The organism is Vibrio sp. 1CM23M (assembly GCF_023161755.1).
Classification (GTDB): Bacteria; Pseudomonadota; Gammaproteobacteria; order Enterobacterales; family Vibrionaceae; genus Vibrio; species Vibrio coralliirubri.
Genome location: NZ_JALNTR010000007.1, coordinates 70,082 through 87,273 on the forward strand (window position 1 = coordinate 70,082; position 17,192 = coordinate 87,273).

Genomic DNA, 17,192 nt, shown 5'->3' on the forward strand with positions numbered 1-17,192 from the left:
TGGTACTTTTGCTGCATTTATCACCACTTTTACAACTGTTTAATTAAACCTGCTTTGCCAGCCTTGCGGGGTTTGGTATAAAGGGGCTTCCACTTTTCGAGATTTCATTTTGATGCCTAAATTTACGCTCATCTTTTCGTCTAAGTTCCTTCTGCTCGCCATCGCCCTATTTGGGTTGGCTGGATGTCAGATTGAATCTGAACCTAAAAGTGTCCTTGAGCAGATACGAGATCGTGGCGTTCTTCGTGTCGGCACCCTAAATAACCAACTCTCTTATTACATCGGTCCTGATGGTCCTGCTGGCTTGGATTACGAACTAGCTCGTGAATTTGCGCAGGAGCTTGGTGTAAAGCTTGAGGTTAAACCCGCTTACCGTTTGTCTGGCTTGTTCCCTGCACTGCAGAAAGGCGAAATCGATCTTATCGCGACTGGCTTAACGCAAAACAACAAACTGACACGCGCTTATCGCGCCGCGCCTGCTTATTACTATGTAAGCCAACAGGTCGTATACAAAAAGGGACAGTGGCGACCAAGAAACCTTGAACAACTGATCAATTTCGAGAATGAGCGTCAGGCTGACTTTGTTAAAGCACAAACTGAATCAGAAGAGGCGGCGTCTACTGACACATTAACGCCATCTTTGGTTGTGGTGAAAGACTCACATTTTGAGCCAACACTCAAACAACTGCAGAAAACACACGATGACTTTATCTATGATGCGGTCGGCAATGCTGATATCAACGACCTGTTAAAAGAAGTTTCGACTGGCGAGCGCTTATTCACTGTGGCTGACTCGATTGAGCTGTCACTAGCACAACGTTTATACCCAGACGTAGCTTTGGCTTTTGAATTGACAGAAGACCAACCTATCTCTTGGTATTTGCAGAAGTCTGAAGATGAAAGCCTGTATGCTCTGTTGATTGAGTTCTTCGGTAACCTAAAACAGTCTGGTGAACTGGCTTCACTGGAAGAGAAATACATCGGCCACATCGGCACTTTTGACTACGTTGATACTCGCGCCTTTATCCGCGCACTGGACAGCAAGTTGCCAAAATGGTCGCCGCTATTTCAAAAGTACTCTCAGGAATTTGATTGGCGTTTGATTGCCGCTTTGGCCTACCAAGAATCACACTGGAACCCTGTTGCGCGCTCACCAACGGGTGTTCGTGGCATGATGATGTTGACACTACCCACCGCGAAGAGTGTCGGGGTAACCAACCGTCTCGACCCGAAGCAGTCGGTACAAGGCGGGGTTGAGTACCTGCGTCGTATCGTTAATCGAGTACCTGATTCGATCACTCAGCACGAGAAGATTTGGTTTGCCTTAGCCTCATACAATGTAGGTTACGGACACATGATGGATGCTCGCCGCTTAACCAAAGCACAAGGTGGTGATCCTGACGCTTGGGGTGATGTGAAAGACCGATTGCCTCTATTGAGACAGAAGAAATACTACAGCCAAACTCGATATGGGTATGCGCGTGGTGATGAAGCGAGAAACTACGTTGAAAACATTCGCCGTTATTACCAAAGCATTATTGGCCATGTAAATAAGCGCAATAAAGAACAAGAAGCGACCCTTGAAGGTTTGGTGGTGATCCCACCTTTAGAAACCTCAGGTGCTGAATCGAGTATCAGCGCAGCTCAGTCGACAGTAAGCAGTTCTGAGCCTTCACAGTAAAACCCAAAAGAGCAATGCCATCTAGCATTGCTCTTTTTTATTGTCTTTTTTCGACTCTTCTTTCGTCGCTAAGGGATAAGGAAAGCAGGCAAGAAAATAATGATGAGATCTCGAGTGTCATATTGCAGTAACAATCGAACCTTATAACGGCACACCACAATCAAGATTATGCTCTGTTGCACTACGAGCCTGGCTTTAGACTAGAACTGCTCTTCTATTTAAGCCAAGCGTACGACAGGCCAAACAAACGAATAACACTATAATTAAATCGTTAGTCCAAACTAAAAAGTCAGACGACAAATAGGAAATCATTGAAATGATGAAGAAACTGAAATCGAAACGCCTTGATAAGACCGTTGCTGCAAACCGTCGTAAGCGTATGCTTTCAAATAATAAAAAGAAGATCATTTGGCGCAATCGCGCTTTCATGCAGATGATTGCTGAGTAAATGTAGTTACTCAGTCAGTTTGCTTGGCACTCTTGCGATTGAGAGTGCCGAAAGCACGCTGCTATTTCTTGTTGCTAGCCTTCATCTCTGCTTCTAAACGCTGCTCTTCCAACAGACGTTCTTGCTTTCGCTTCTCTTTTATCTCTTTTCTACGACGCTTGAAAAACGCCTGCAATTGTTCACGGCACTCTTCCTCTAACAAACCATGCTCGACGTCGGCATAGTGGTATGAGGCTTGGCTTTCAAACAAATTCAACACTGTACCTGCAGCGCCCGCTTTTAAGTCTGGAGCACCAAACACAATTCGCTTTACTCGGCTGTGTAGCAAGGCACCTGCGCACATTGGGCAAGGTTCTAGCGTGACGTATAAAGTGGTATCGAGTAGCCGATAGTTTTCTAAGGTTTGACCGGCTTTACGCAAGGTTTCAATTTCTGCGTGTGCCGTTGCATCATGGCTGCCAATCGAACGGTTCCATCCTTCAGAGATAATCTCCTCATCTTTCACTAATACAGCACCCACAGGAACCTCTCCCTCACTCTCTGCTTGCTTAGCTACCTCAATGGCGCGTCGCATGAAGATTTCATCTTGAGGGGTGAATTGATGGTCTGACAAAGGGAACTCCAGAAACAAAGGATAAAAACGAAAATAGGTATGCGGTGAAGCATACCTAATCTTCGTGATAATGAACAATAAAGAGATAATAGACAACAAGAGACAATGAACCATTGCCGCTTGCTGGTTGGTCGAACTGTTAGCTATTAGCGTCTTCTGTGTCATCGACTATTGGCGTCGCTTTGATACTCACAATGCGATTGTTCTCAACAGAGATGATTTCAAACTGCCACTGCTGGTATTGAACAACTTCGCCTGCATCAGGTAAACGCCCTATTAACCAAGTCACAAGGCCATTCAACGTTTGGAAGCTCTCGCTTTCGCCCTCAAAATCCGACAGCTCTAAACGGTTCTTCAGTTCACTGATAGGAATCAATCCATCCACCAGTAAACCGTCTTCCACTTGCTCGGTCCAAAGATCGTTCGGGTTATTCGATAGCTCGCCAGCAATCGCCTCAAGAATATCGTAATGAGTCACAAGTCCTTGAACATCGCCATACTCGTCGACAATGAATGCCATCTCGGTACCCGACTCTTTAAAGTAGCCAAGTAAACGCAGAGCTTTCATCGATTCTGGAACATAGATCGGCGAGCGAGACAGCCCCATGATCACTTGAATGCTCAAATTGCCCGCCTGATTCAGCAAAGCTTTGGCTGACACTGTACCCACCACTTTATTGAGGTGATCTTGGCACAATGGAAACACACTGTGTTTTGATGAACGTAGTTTCTTTAATATCTGCTCAACGGGTTGGTCGACATCCAGAAAATCGATGTCTCGACGCGGAGTCATCAATGAGCTCACAAGGCGATCATCAAGCTGCAAGATATTACGAATCATCTCTTGTTCGCCGCGTTCAATCACCCCCGATTCAGAGCCCTCTTTCACAAGTGCATGGATATCATCTTCAGTAACGCTATCTTCTTCACCGCCTCGGCCCATCAACTTAAGAATACCTTCCGTTGAAGCCGACAACGCAAACACAAACGGCGTAGCGATTTTAGATAACCAGAAGATTGGCAGCGCGACTAACACAGCAATGTTTTCAGCTTGAGACTGAGCAAAACGCTTTGGTACCAACTCACCGACAACGATGGCGAAATAAGTAATACCCACCACCACAACCGCAGTAGACAATATGTTCGCTTGTGTTGGGTCTAATCCCCACAATTCAAGTTGAACGGCCAGTGGAGCCGATAGCGTCGCCTCGCCAACAATACCGCTGAGTAGGCCGATTACCGTGATACCGATTTGGATTGTAGAAAGGAAGCGGGTTGGGTTTTCTTTGAGCTCTAGAGCAACCTGAGCGGAGCGGTGTTTTTCGGCTAAGCGTTTCAGCCGACTATTTTTTGCTGCTACCAATGCAATCTCTGACATGGCAAACAGACCATTTAAAACAATTAACCCTACTAAAAGCAGAATCTTCATGTGGCTTGGATTTCCTAAATTTACCGGCCAACAATTAGCCGTAATCCGGAGTATAAGCTGAGTGCCATTATTTTGAATATAAAAATTTTTGGATATAGAAAGTTTTGGATATAAAAACCTTGGATATAAAAAAACAGAAAAAATAGCGAAAAAAAAGCCCGCACATTTCGGTGCGGGCTTCGATGATTTTTATGTTACTTACTTTTGCTTTTCTTACTTCGCTTACATTGTGTAAGTGTAAGGTGCTTGGATACCTAGTGGGATACCAAGAGCCCAGTAAGCTAGCAAGAAGATAGACCAACCGATTAGCATAGCAATCGAGAATGGCATCATTAGAGAAGCTAGAGTACCGATACCTGTCGACTTAACGTAGCGCTGACAGTAAACAACAACCAGTGGGAAGAACACCATTAGTGGAGAGATGATGTTAGACACTGAGTCACCTACACGGTAAGCCGCTTGAGATAGCTCAGGAGAGATACCCACAACCATTAGCATTGGAACTAGGATAGGACCAATCAGTGCCCACTTAGCTGAAGCAGAACCAACAAGAAGGTTAACTGCAGCCGTTAGTAGAATCATACCAACAACCGTTGCTTCACCTGGAAGGTCCATCGCTTTCAAGCCTTCAGCACCGTAAAGTGCCAGCATAGTACCGATGTTTGATTGAGCGAATGCAGATAGGAACTGAGCACAGAAGAACGACATTACAATGTATGCGCCCATCGTTGCCATCGTCTCAGACATTGCTTTGATAACATCATTACTATTCTTGAATGTACCCGCTACACGGCCGTAGACGATACCCGGAATAATAAACAGGATGAAGATCAGAGGAACAATAGACTTCATCACTGGTGCTGAGAACGCCGTTAGTTCGCCTTCAGGTGAACGAAGTGCTGAGTTTTCAGGCATTAGAGCCGCGATAAGCAGACCAATACCGGCAACCATTGCCCAACCAGCGAATTTGAATGCTTTAGATTCAATGGCTGTGAACGTACCTAGATCAGGTGCTTGTTCTGCATCTTCATCTACAGGCGTATTAGCAAGACGAGGCTCGATAATTTTCTCTGTAACGTACCAACCAATTGCCACAATTAGAATTGAAGACAAACCAGTAAAGAAGATGTTCGCTAGAGGGTTGATCACATATGCAGGGTCAAGAACGTTTGCCGCTGTTTGAGTGAAACCAGCTAGTAGCGGGTCAATACCTGAAGGGATGAAGTTTGCAGAGAAACCACCTGATACACCAGCAAACGCTGCTGCAATACCCGCAAGAGGGTGACGACCCGCAGCGTGGAAGATGATACCGCCAAGAGGGATTACTAGAACGTAACCTGCATCTGCTGCTGTGTGAGACACGATAGCAACGAGGATTAGCATTGGCGTTAGTAGCTTAGCTGGCGTGAAGTTAAGCATCTTCTTAAGGCCAGTCGTAATGAAGCCTGAAGAGTCAGCAACGCCTACACCTAGCATAGCAACAAGTACGATGCCTAGAGGTGCGAAGCCTGTGAACGTGGTAACCATATTCGCTAGGAAGCTAGCAAGCGCTTCACCAGTTAGTAGGTTGTTTACTTCAAGAGCAGCACCCGTTTGAGGGTTGATTAAGTCGAATGAAAGATTCGATAAAAGTGCAGATGCTACCCATACAATAACTAGAGCCCAGAAGAACAGGATTGCTGGATCTGGAATTTTGTTGCCGGCGCGTTCAATGAAGTTTAGAAAGCGGTCCATACCACTGATCTTGTCAGTCGATGGTGCTTTTTTTACGGCTTGGTTACTCATGGTAACTCCATATGTGATGTTGTTTTGTTTAGGCCTAATATAAGTTTTGACCACGGCCTATTGGTACAGCACATATTCTATTAAAGTCGTTGTTAAAAAGCACAAGATTCCACCTGATTTTCCATAAATGGAGACATATTTTGCAAAAATACCATACAACCACAACAATATAAAAACACAAAAAACACCATTCCATATACAGAGTTTTAACTAGCACGTAAACAATGTCCGAGGAGTGAAAATTATCAGTAAAAGGAGTGGCATGAGCCTTGGCATGTAGTAAACGTTTGCTTGAGGGTCAATCAAACTCACTGTATTTGGAGAGCATAGTTTCGAGGTAAATACGTTGTGCGTGGTTCATACGATCTTGCCATGCAATTGTGACAGTAATGCTTTTTAACGCACTAGACAAAGCACCGTTTGCATCAGTCACTTCACAAGTCATGGCATAGGCAGAACCCGACAAACCAGATAAAGGATCTGAACTTGCTGTGTTGAGACAATGACTCGCCTGATTTAGTTCCGAAAAAGGAATTAAACCTACTGCCCCACTCGCATTAGACGCCCGAGTTCGATAATACTCCATCTGCCTTTCTGCAAAATGCAGCGCTTCGATACTCTGAATCGCATAGTCGGCTTTCTGCTCAGTGTAGGTCTGCAGCTTGACCATGCCTAACGCGGCCACGCCCACCAGTAGAAAAGAGATAAGTACTTCAAGTAAACTAAAACCACGCTGGTTAGAAATCACTCCATGAGCCCTTTTTCCACTGTATTTCGACAGGTTCATCATGCGGATTGTATTCTCCTCGATAATCTAGATTCATCGAGCCTTTAATCGTAGAAAGCCCCCCGATTGAATCCAAAAATATGCCTCCTTTAGGGAAGAAGGAAGCGTTAGCTATATAGGTACTATTTTCTTTAACCAATGAAGAGTAATCCATCGTTGCTGGTAACTTATCCCAACTATCAGCAAGAAAGTCCGTGTTGTTTTCAGCACCTGAAGCATCCTTGAAGACACTCATGTCATTCAAGTGATAAAAAGCACCATCAAGTACACTGGCGTTTCCATTTGCGAAAATCCCATTTTCGACCACTAAAGATCGTGGTGTGATCGTTCCTGCACTATCCACAATATTAATGGCTGGGTGCCAAACTACACAGTCCCCAATGACCCACACCTTAGTTTTACCAGCTGAAAAGGCATCATTGATTCGAGTACTGCACTCCTTGCCCACGTATTTATTTGTGTTTGAATCGAAATCTACATGCACGGTATTCCCGTGAGAATCCGTCTCTAATAGGTTTATCACCTCATATTCATTACTTTTAAGGGCGTTGATATTGTCCGTTGTTTTCTTTACCCCGAAGTAGTTTTCGAAACCATTTAGATTGGTGTCATGAACGTAATCACTCATAAAAGCACCGCTAGGATCACTACCCGATGCGGTAATCGTTGCGCTCTCACTCAAGTCAGTTACCGCATCTTTACAAGCGCTAAAATCTGCAGGTGCATTCTCAGGATGAGAAACGGTGGTTAAGCTCCCCCCTGTACCTTTAGTGTGTATAACAGAGTCGAAAAACCGAACTGCCACACACTCATATACACCGTTGTTACTGGTTTCACTGAGTTCAGGGTCGATATCCATGATGTCCTCGGAAATAATTTCGAGAGCCGATATTGCTTGTATGGCCCCCAAACCCGAATCATTAGAAAATCGAATTTCTTTATTAATCGATGTTCTGTTGGCGGTTGAGACAAGGATATTGGCGTTATAGGATGATTTATCTAATGAAGAAAGCTTGTTGCTACAGGAATCCAGGAGATCACCTGGGATCGCGGTACTGCTGTTTTCAATAATAACGCTTAGACCACACTCCAATCCCCCCTCGGCGGTCCAGTGTTCTTTGCGAGCTTGAACCTCGTTTTGAGCACGCTTTATTTGGTAAAAAGTGGTTTTAAAGCTACCAAGAGAAACGATCAGCACACCAATCAATAGAATACTGACTAGAAGTAGTGTTACCGCTCCATTTTGCTTTAATCGCATCATTGCCAATTCCTTTGTACCACTGAAGTCACTACTCTCTGACTTTCATCTGCATTCACAAGAGAAGCTTCTAGAGCGATATCGACTCTTTGCGAGGTTGCCAGACTGTTAGATAACTCAGTTACAGAAACCAAAAAATCGTCTACTTCTATTTGCTTTTCGAAAAACAAACTTTCACATGTCATTGCTCCCAAACCAGATGACGTAATCTGAGTGATATCTAATAAATAAGAAGATTCTTCTTGGCAGTAGTTCAGCTTATTACCCTTAAATTGATAGACAATGTTTCGATAGGCCGAAGATGCGCTGTTTTGTCGATAAACAAAACCAACGTAAGATTCACTGGCACTGGATTGAAAGGTATAAATCGTATTGGCAGCGCCCGATAGCTTCACTGATTGTCCAGAGTCTGCATCATAACCGGCTCGCCAGAGCTCCTCTTTCATCATTTGAGTAGTAGCGAATAGGTTCTGAGATAAGAGCAGCTCCAAGCTCTTTTCTGAACTCAAACGTTGGTTGGTAACAAATACCGAGCCGATAGTACCGATAACAATCACACCGATCACAGAGGCCACTAACATTTCGACCAAGGTACTACCTTGAACACTCCTAGCCACAGATCTCATAACCATAATGACCTATGCTATTGCGCCCATCACTGTTTGGGTCACTGCTGCAAATTCGGATCCGCCCTGTCGTTTTCGATGCGATGATTGAAAGTACATCCGACAGCGCATTCGTGGAGGCGAGTGAAACATTACCGTCTCGAAAACGTCCCCTGACGTTATCGATCGCAATTGAAGTACTATTGGAGAAATTAAAGTCTACTTGTATACCTCTATATGCCGAACCATCAAGATGCATAAGTACATTATCAGAAACGTAAGATGTTGAACTGCTCAACACCATATCCCAATCACCATCAGAACTTTCGGTTCCACCTAAGGCACCTGAAACCAAGAACAAAACATAAAGCTCTTGGTTACGAGTGACCGCTTCTGATCGGGCAGTAATAAGAAAACTATGAACCTCAGGGGCTAAGCGCTGCAGTTTAGAAGAAGCCAACAAAGAACTAAAACTAGGGGCAGCCGCAGCCAGTAGCACTGAAAGCACCACGACAGTAATCAGCAGCTCTAATAGCGTAAACCCGCGAGTCATTTCCCAAATTCCTATGTAATAACTTGAGCAACCGTACTCAATCTTGCGCATATGCTAACACTAAGGAAAAATAGCCAGATAAGTGAAAAGGAAGTCCTCGTGATGATTCGAAAAAATATATGCAACAGTAACAACACGCGCGTAAAAGGGATGACATTGATCGAGTTATTGATTGTGGTTGCCATCATTGGGATTTTGGGGGCTATCGCCTATCCGAGCTATACCAACCACGTAGTGACTGGACATCGAACTAGCGCACTCGCTGACATCGCTCGAATTCAATTAGAACTAGAAGCAGCCTATGACAGCGGTTATGACTGGAGTGGTATTGTTTCGGGAAGCGATTGTTTGATCTGCGATACCGAAGCGAGCCGTTTTGTTTTCAGTGTCACCAGTTCGGCTTCTACTGCCTATACGATTACAGCAACACCTCAGTCGGGAGTAGGTCAAGATAAAGACAACTGCTTCGATGGACAAAACCAGAAAGTGCTCACTCTCGACAGCGCTAATGTCGAATACCCAGAAGCCTGCTGGATGTAGTGTGATGAGGGTTTCAGGTGAAGAGAAAGAGAAAGAACCAGATTTGAGATACAAAAAAACCTGCTACATGAGCAGGTTTTTTTAATTTCATCAACAACTTAAAGTATCAACAACCTAATTACTTAGTTAGGTCATCGAAGAAGTTTTTAACGCCACTGAAGAAACCTTCAGACTTTGGCTTGTGCTTGCTTGCCGCTTCGCCACAACATGTTTCTTCGAATTCACGCAGTAGTTCTTTCTGGCGAGAGCTTAGCTTCACTGGAGTCTCAACCACTAGTTTAACGATTAGGTCACCCACACCGCCGCCACGAACACCTTTCACGCCTTTGCCACGCATACGGAACATACGGCCCGTTTGTGTTTCTTCTGGCACTTTAAGGTTTACACGACCATCCAGTGTTGGAACTTCAACTTCACCGCCTAAAGCAGCCATAGAGAAGCTTACTGGAACTTCACAGTAAAGGTTATTGCCGTCACGCTCAAAGATGTTGTGCTCTTTTACGTGTACTTGTACGTACAGGTCGCCAGCTGGAGCACCTTGCTCTCCCGCTTCGCCTTCGCCTGATAGACGAATACGATCGCCAGTATCAACACCTGCAGGGATCTTAACGTTAAGTGTTTTCGTCTTCTGTTTGCGACCTTGACCATGACATGAGTTACATGGGTCTTTGATGATCTTGCCTTTACCATTACAAGTAGGACAAGTCTGTTGAACCGCAAAGAAACCTTGGCGCATTTGTACTTGGCCGTGGCCATGACAAGTGCCACACGTTTGTGCAGAAGAACCCGCTTTCGCGCCGCTGCCGTCACAAGTATCACACTCTACAAGTGTTGGTACTTCAATTTCTTTAGAAACACCACGAACCGCTTCTTCTAGAGAAAGTTCCATGTTGTAACGTAGATCTGAACCGCGTTGTGCACGCTGTTGACCGCCACCACGACGACCGCCGCCGAAGATGTCACCAAATACGTCACCGAAGATATCGCCGAAGTCACCTTGGCCACCGCCGCCGAAACCACCGCCGCCGCCCATGCCACCTTGTTCAAAGGCTGCGTGACCGTATTGGTCGTAAGCTGCTTTCTTTTGAGAATCGGTTAGGATCTCGTACGCTACTTTTACTTCTTTAAACTTATCTGCTGCGGTCTCATCACCCTGGTTACGGTCCGGGTGGAATTTCATCGCTAAGCGTTTGTACGCTTTTTTAATATCGCGCTCTGATGCATCGCGGCTTACGCCTAATACTTCGTAAAAATCACGTTTTGACATGTTCTAGGTCACCAAAATAATTGCTACTACCGAATGATCACTTCAGTAGTCTGTGTATCAATCTAGATAAAAGTTCTGCCGGCTGAAATGCCGAATAAAGCTATTATCTAGATCGACAAGTCTAAATACAAATTTACGGGCGTGAGAGTTACCTCTGACGCCCGTATATTTAGAAATCGAAAAACGACTTTTCTAAGCTAAAACACGTTAGTTCAAGGAGAAGGCACGGAGCTTACGGATGTAAGTGAGTACCTTCGACGTAGAAATCACGTGTTATAGCGACGAAAAATTACTTTTTGTCGTCTTTAACTTCTTCAAACTCAGCATCAACAACATCGTCGTCTTGCTTAGGCTGTTCACCAGCGTCAGCACCAGCTTGTTCAGCTTGAGCTTTCTGTTGAGCGATTTCCATTAGCTTTTGAGCTGCTTGCATAAGTTCTTGAACTTTAGCGTCGATAGCTTCTTTGTCGTCACCAGACTTAACTGATTCTAGCGCTTCGATAGCTGCTTCGATTTTAGCTTTCTCGTCTGCAGGTAGAGCTTCACCAGCTTCTTCTACTTGCTTCTTAGTGCCGTGAATCATTTGGTCAGCTTGGTTACGTGCAGTTACTAGCTCTTCGAACTTTTTGTCCGCTTCTTTGTTAGCTTCTGCTTCTTGTACCATTGCTTCGATCTCTTCCTCAGACAGACCGCCTGATGCTTGGATAGTGATCTTCTGCTCTTTACCTGTTGCTTTATCTTTAGCAGATACGTTCAGGATACCATCAGCATCTAGGTCGAATGTTACTTCGATTTGTGGCATGCCACGTGGTGCTGGTTGGATACCTTCTAGGTTGAACTGACCAAGAGACTTGTTGTAAGTCGCTTGCTTACGCTCACCTTGAAGAACGTGGATAGTTACTGCGTTTTGGTTGTCTTCAGCTGTAGAGAACACTTGATCCGCTTTAGTAGGGATAGTGGTGTTTTTCTCGATAAGCTTAGTCATCACGCCGCCCATCGTTTCGATACCGAAAGATAGAGGAGTAACGTCTAGTAGTAGAACGTCTTTCACGTCACCAGCTAGTACACCACCTTGAACAGCAGCACCCATTGCAACAGCTTCGTCAGGGTTCACGTCTTTACGTGGCTCTTTACCGAAGAATTCAGTTACTTTAGCTTGAACCATAGGCATACGAGTTTGACCACCAACTAGGATAACGTCAGTGATTTCGCCTACAGATAGGTCAGCATCTGCTAGAGCAACTTTTAGTGGCTCAAGAGAACGTTGAACTAGGTCTTCAACTAGAGACTCAAGCTTCGCACGAGTCACTTTGATGTTCATGTGCTTAGGACCAGTCGCATCAGCAGTAACGTAAGGTAGGTTTACGTCAGTTTGAGTAGTAGAAGAAAGCTCGATTTTCGCTTTTTCTGCTGCTTCTTTAACACGCTGCATTGCTAGTGGATCAGCTTTAAGGTCGATACCTTGCTCTTTCTTGAACTCATCTACTAGGTAGTTGATCATGCGGTTATCGAAATCTTCACCACCAAGGTGAGTGTCACCGTTAGTTGAAAGAACTTCGAAAGTCTTCTCGCCTTCTACTTCATCGATTTCGATGATAGAGATATCGAATGTACCACCACCAAGGTCGTATACAGCGATAGTGCGATCACCACCTTGCTTGTCTAGGCCGTAAGCTAGAGCAGCAGCAGTTGGTTCGTTGATGATACGTTTAACATCTAGACCAGCGATACGGCCAGCATCTTTCGTTGCTTGACGTTGAGCATCGTTGAAGTAAGCAGGAACAGTAACAACTGCGCCAGTTACTTCTTCGCCTAGGAAGTCTTCAGCTGTTTTCTTCATTTTCTTAAGAACTTCAGCAGATACTTGAGGAGCAGCCATTTTTTGGCCTTGCGCTTCAACCCATGCATCACCGTTATCAGCTTTAACAATGTTAAAAGGCATGATTTCGATATCGCGTTGAACTTCTTCATCTTCAAAACGACGACCGATTAGACGCTTAATTGCGTATAGCGTGTTTTGAGGGTTAGTAACTGCTTGACGTTTCGCAGGTTGACCAACTAGCGTCTCGCCGTCAGTGTATGCGATTACCGATGCTGTTGTGCGTTCGCCTTCAGCATTTTCTAGTACGCGTGGTTTGTCGCCGTCTAAAACAGCAACACAAGAGTTAGTAGTACCTAAATCAATACCAATGATTCGACCCATCAGGCTATCTCCGAAATATAATCTATATTAGTTTTTGCTATACCCACATATGTGGGGGGCGGTAATCAGGGATTCAACCCTAATACACAAAATTTAAGTGCAAATGTAATTTGCTTTCGTATGCACCATAGATAAGGGCTGCAAACTGGTTTTCAAGGGAATAAGTAAAAAAAATCTATTTTTTCCCGTATCTTTTTACATAAAGGTAAAAAGTGACCGATCCCTTGCCAATTAAGGGTCCGATGTTGAGAAACTCTCGCATTTGTCGCCACATTGAAACTTCAACCCTATTCCAGATGCCATAAAAAAAGACCTTCATGTGGAAGGTCTTTTTCAAATAGATATTAATCAGTTAAATATCGTTCAAATGGTGACTGATTCAGCCATATTATTGGTTGAGCACTAACTGGTAGAAGCTCGCTTGAGTGTAATCACCCGCTTCCATACCACGCCATTCACAGGCTGAGCTCGACTTCTTGGTGTTGCATTGATTGTATGCGCCCGCCTTGAAGTACATCCAGTCCTGTCCATAACCAAGGTCGATATCATGCCCCTGATACTTACCCTTAGCCAAATCAACATCATACGTCTTCACAATAGGATCGGCTGAGTTTGGATTCTTAGTAAAGGTTAAGTGCATGATGTTATCTTTGATATTCACATCGTATGAGAACACTTCACCTAGCTTGATGCCATCAGCAGGGTCCGAGCTGCCTTTTTTCAGATTGTATTGACCAAATACATCATGGCGAATGTCTTTACGAAGTTTCTTTCCGTTTTCATCCTTCGCGTTTTTCATCTCTGTCGGCGGGTTTAACTCATAGTTCCACGTTAACGAACCATGCTCATGTTCTGGCAACTTGCGGTAAACAATTTTCAGTGGCTCATTGTCTGAACCATGAATTTGGCCAATAACTACCGAGAATGCGCCTGTTTTTTTGTAGCTACCGCTGGTACTTACTTGATCAACAGAAAGTGTTGCGGTCATTTGACCACCGATAGAACCAAACTCTTCTGCACTTTCATGGCTTGAAATCGCGAAGTTGTTGCTCGGCGCAGAGTAACTGTCTGCCAGCATCGCTCTTAGCTCACTACGCGTATTCTTACTGTTTGGTGTCGTTGGTGCTGTATTCGGAGCCACAAATACCATCGCGCCAGATTCTGCATCAGTGTAGAACCATTTAGGATGAACGTAAGGCGTGTCTACATTCGACAATTCTTGCTTACCGATCTCCAATGTTTTGCCTTTTCTAGAGCCTTCTGTTGTTAGCTCCGGTAGGTTAATTTTCCATTTAGATAAATCGAAGTTTTGTGCTGGCGCTTTTGCTGGATCAAGATTGAACTGCTGACCAATATCGTGATTAGAAGCAAGAGCGGGAGCTGCTAATAGGCTAGCAGTCAGTAGGCTAAGGTAAGACAACTTCATTATTTGGTTTCCTTTATGTCGTCATAATGTAGGTTGTCAGAACAATAAAATAATATTGTATTATTATATGTGATCTATATTAAATATTGAAAACTGATGACCCATTCAGCGCGAGTAAAAAGAAAAAATGAGACTTCGCACCAACACAGCCCCTCTTTTAACTCAGCAGCAGACAGCCCAAAGTACCCAACAGCAGAAATAAAAAAGCCCCGCTCTGGTTGAGCGGGGCTTCTAATTATCGAATCTTAATTAAGAATTAAGCTTCTGCTTTTTGTAGCTCAGCTTCTTCGTTAGCTTCAACGCCAATTTCGTTTTCAGATTTAGCAACGATAGTGTTCACCGCTGTATCACCGACTACGTTTGAAGAAGTACAGAACATGTCACAGATACGGTCAACAGCAGCGACAATCGCTAGACCTTCTGGTGGTAAACCTAGTTGGTGTAGTAGAACACCTACCATCACAACACCGCCACCAGGAACACCACCAGCACCGATAGACAGTAGCAGGATAGTTAGACCAAGAGTGAAGATATCAGCAGTGTTGATTGGCTGACCAAACGCGTTTGCTACGAACATAGTTGCTAGTGCGATGTAGATAGATACACCAGACATGTTCATTGTTGCACCTAGTGGTACACCGAAACCTGCTACTGACTTAGATACGTTTAGTTTGTCAGTAAGAGTACGCATTGTTACTGGGATTGTTGCATTCGAACTTGCTGTAGATAGTGAGAATAGAACTTGCTCACGCGTTGCACGTAGGAACTGCTTTGGAGAAATACCAGTGAATGAACCAACCATCATTGGGTAGAAGAAGAAAATCCAGAACACAAGCATTGCAACCACAAGCGCCACATAGCCAGCAACTGACATTAGCGTGTCTGCATCCAGTGTTGCGCCCAGTTGAATCATCAGAGCAAATACACCGTAAGGCGCCAAGCTCATTACTAGGCCGATAAGCTTCATCATGATTTCGTTAGCCATCTTGAATGTCTTGATAGCTGGGCCACCACGAGAATCAAGCGCTTGAATAGCAAGACCTGTCAAAATTGCCATGAAGATAATTTGTAGCATGTCGCCGCTTGCAAACGCTTCTACAGGGTTGCTAGGAACGATGTTAACAACAAGAGAGAAGATGTCTGGTGTTTCAGTTGTTGTAAGCGCAATTGTCTCAGAAACCGTACCCGCAAGGTTCGCACCTGCACCTGGTTGGAAAATAAGACCAATCGTTAGCGCTGCTGAAATCGCGATGATGGTGTTAATAATGTAAAGACCAAAGGTTTTACCACCAAGACGACCAAATGAACGAATATCTTTTAGCTCAACAATACCGCAAACAATAGATACGTACACAAGAGGAACTACAAGCAATTTGATAAGTGATACGAACATACCACCAGCACCTTCGGCAGCGCCAAGTAGATACGTATCAAAAATAGCAATACCGCTGAATAGGTACTGAATAGCAGTACCAATAAGTAGACCGGCGAACAAGCCTACAAAAATTTTACTTGAGAGCGATTTATCCATCGTTCTTCTCCAGTTTGTTGTGTTTAAAATTTGTACTTTTATAGTTATATATGCGACCAAAATCGCTATATGGCAGTGGATTTTACATACAAAGATAACAATTAAAAGTATTTATTTACAAAAACATCACAAATGTGACATCAAAACATTTACTCAATCACAACAAGTTTCATAACACAAAACTCTAAATTGCTGATCTGAATGAAATAAAAAGAACGACATTCTTAATGCGGTTTTGATGCTTATTTACGTGGACTCTCAAGTTATAGGCACAAAAAAAGAGAGGCCTATGCCTCTCTTTTTATTTTACGTAAACCAGTGATTTATTTTGTCGCTGTGACCAACTCAGTCAATGCGCCAGTCAATCACTTGGCAACGTAATTCGTCATTACTTAGCAACCATAACCATCGCTGGGCGAACCACACGACCGTTTAGTTCATAGCCTTTTTGCATCACAAACATAACCGTGTTTGATTCGTGATCTGGGCTTTCTTGAATAGACATCGCTTGGTGGAATTCAGGGTTGAACGCTTCACCTTCAGGGTTGATCTCTTTAAGACCAAACTTAGCAACTGTGTCTACGAACGTTTTGTGCGTTAGCTCAACACCTTCATACAGTGGCTTAACCACTTCGTTTTCAGAGTCTGCTGCTTGCATTGCACGCTCTAGGTTGTCGATTACAGGAAGCAGACCTTCAGCAAACTTGTTCAAAGCGAATTTACGCGCTTTATCAATTTCTTGTTCGCTACGGCGACGCATGTTTTCAACTTCAGCTTTCGCGCGAAGAACAGAATCTTGCTGCTCTTTCACTTTAGATTCGCTAGAAAGCAGTGCAGCTTCCAGTTGAGCGATTTTTGCTTCCTGCTCATCAGCAGCGTCTTCATTCAGTTCAGCTTCTTCAACTTTCTCAGCTTCAGCGATGATCTGATCTAGCTCTGCTTCGGTTACTTTGTTTTCTTCGTTGCTCATGATATCTCCAGAATTCGTTTTCAATGCAAGTGACAGGCGTGTTTGCGCCCCAAATTGATATAAAACACTCGCATAGACGTTCAACTTGCCTTTATT

General features: G+C 44.1%; 15 protein-coding genes. 3 read left to right on the forward strand and 12 right to left on the reverse strand.

Annotation, left to right across the window (positions count from 1 at the left end; translation table 11 throughout):
* Positions 1-112 precede the first annotated feature (112 nt).
* Both mltF and MSG35_RS24070 read left to right on the forward strand, forming a co-directional pair.
* A complete protein-coding gene (gene mltF, locus MSG35_RS18455) occupies positions 113-1,681 on the forward strand; it encodes a membrane-bound lytic murein transglycosylase MltF (RefSeq protein ID WP_048614314.1) in 1,569 nt (522 codons plus the stop codon).
* Positions 1,682-1,997: 316 nt separating this feature from the next.
* Entirely contained in the window at positions 1,998-2,129 is a 132-nt protein-coding gene (locus MSG35_RS24070; RefSeq protein WP_017059878.1) for a hypothetical protein, read from the forward strand.
* 61 nt (positions 2,130-2,190) lie between these two features.
* Here MSG35_RS24070 and tadA read toward each other — a convergent pair whose 3' ends face one another.
* The 7 genes from tadA to MSG35_RS18490 form a co-directional block, all read right to left on the reverse strand.
* Positions 2,191-2,742 (reverse strand): tRNA adenosine(34) deaminase TadA, encoded by a 552-nt coding sequence (gene tadA / locus MSG35_RS18460; RefSeq protein ID WP_248384714.1) that lies wholly within the window; start codon positions 2,740-2,742, stop codon positions 2,191-2,193.
* A gap of 139 nt (positions 2,743-2,881) precedes the next feature.
* A complete protein-coding gene (locus MSG35_RS18465; RefSeq protein ID WP_248384715.1) occupies positions 2,882-4,171 on the reverse strand; it encodes a hemolysin family protein in 1,290 nt (429 codons plus the stop codon).
* A gap of 222 nt (positions 4,172-4,393) precedes the next feature.
* A complete protein-coding gene (locus tag MSG35_RS18470) occupies positions 4,394-5,956 on the reverse strand; it encodes an AbgT family transporter (protein ID WP_019823905.1) in 1,563 nt (520 codons plus the stop codon).
* Positions 5,957-6,254: 298 nt separating this feature from the next.
* Positions 6,255-6,704 carry a prepilin-type N-terminal cleavage/methylation domain-containing protein gene (locus tag MSG35_RS18475; RefSeq protein ID WP_172380643.1) on the reverse strand — a complete coding sequence of 150 codons (450 nt, stop codon included), beginning with the start codon at positions 6,702-6,704 and terminating at the stop codon, positions 6,255-6,257.
* Positions 6,694-8,004, reverse strand: coding sequence for a hypothetical protein (locus MSG35_RS18480; RefSeq protein WP_248384716.1), 1,311 nt, complete (start codon positions 8,002-8,004; stop codon positions 6,694-6,696). Before MSG35_RS18480 ends, MSG35_RS18475 begins: the two co-directional genes overlap by 11 nt.
* Positions 8,001-8,627 carry a pilus assembly protein PilW gene (locus MSG35_RS18485; RefSeq protein ID WP_248384762.1) on the reverse strand — a complete coding sequence of 209 codons (627 nt, stop codon included), beginning with the start codon at positions 8,625-8,627 and terminating at the stop codon, positions 8,001-8,003. Before MSG35_RS18485 ends, MSG35_RS18480 begins: the two co-directional genes overlap by 4 nt.
* Entirely contained in the window at positions 8,611-9,159 is a 549-nt protein-coding gene (locus MSG35_RS18490) for a GspH/FimT family pseudopilin (protein WP_248384717.1), read from the reverse strand. Before MSG35_RS18490 ends, MSG35_RS18485 begins: the two co-directional genes overlap by 17 nt.
* Before the next feature lie 102 nt (positions 9,160-9,261).
* Between MSG35_RS18490 and MSG35_RS18495 the strand changes: the two genes are divergently transcribed.
* Entirely contained in the window at positions 9,262-9,699 is a 438-nt protein-coding gene (locus MSG35_RS18495) for a type IV pilin protein (RefSeq protein WP_248384763.1), read from the forward strand.
* Positions 9,700-9,817: 118 nt separating this feature from the next.
* Here MSG35_RS18495 and dnaJ read toward each other — a convergent pair whose 3' ends face one another.
* The 5 genes from dnaJ to grpE form a co-directional block, all read right to left on the reverse strand.
* The gene (gene dnaJ / locus MSG35_RS18500) at positions 9,818-10,966 is read right to left on the reverse strand and encodes a molecular chaperone DnaJ (protein WP_048608049.1); all 1,149 of its coding nucleotides are present in this window, start codon (positions 10,964-10,966) and stop codon (positions 9,818-9,820) included.
* A gap of 289 nt (positions 10,967-11,255) precedes the next feature.
* Positions 11,256-13,169 carry a molecular chaperone DnaK gene (gene dnaK, locus MSG35_RS18505; RefSeq protein ID WP_248384718.1) on the reverse strand — a complete coding sequence of 638 codons (1,914 nt, stop codon included), beginning with the start codon at positions 13,167-13,169 and terminating at the stop codon, positions 11,256-11,258.
* 388 nt (positions 13,170-13,557) lie between these two features.
* Positions 13,558-14,595: a polysaccharide lyase family 7 protein gene (locus MSG35_RS18510; RefSeq protein WP_248384719.1), complete on the reverse strand. Its 1,038-nt coding sequence runs from the start codon at positions 14,593-14,595 to the stop codon at positions 13,558-13,560.
* A gap of 256 nt (positions 14,596-14,851) precedes the next feature.
* Positions 14,852-16,126, reverse strand: coding sequence for a dicarboxylate/amino acid:cation symporter (locus tag MSG35_RS18515; RefSeq protein WP_019823920.1), 1,275 nt, complete (start codon positions 16,124-16,126; stop codon positions 14,852-14,854).
* Between the two features lie 388 nt (positions 16,127-16,514).
* Positions 16,515-17,096, reverse strand: a complete 582-nt coding sequence (gene grpE, locus MSG35_RS18520; protein WP_248384720.1) for a nucleotide exchange factor GrpE — start codon at positions 17,094-17,096, stop codon at positions 16,515-16,517.
* Between the last annotated feature and the right edge of the window lie 96 nt (positions 17,097-17,192).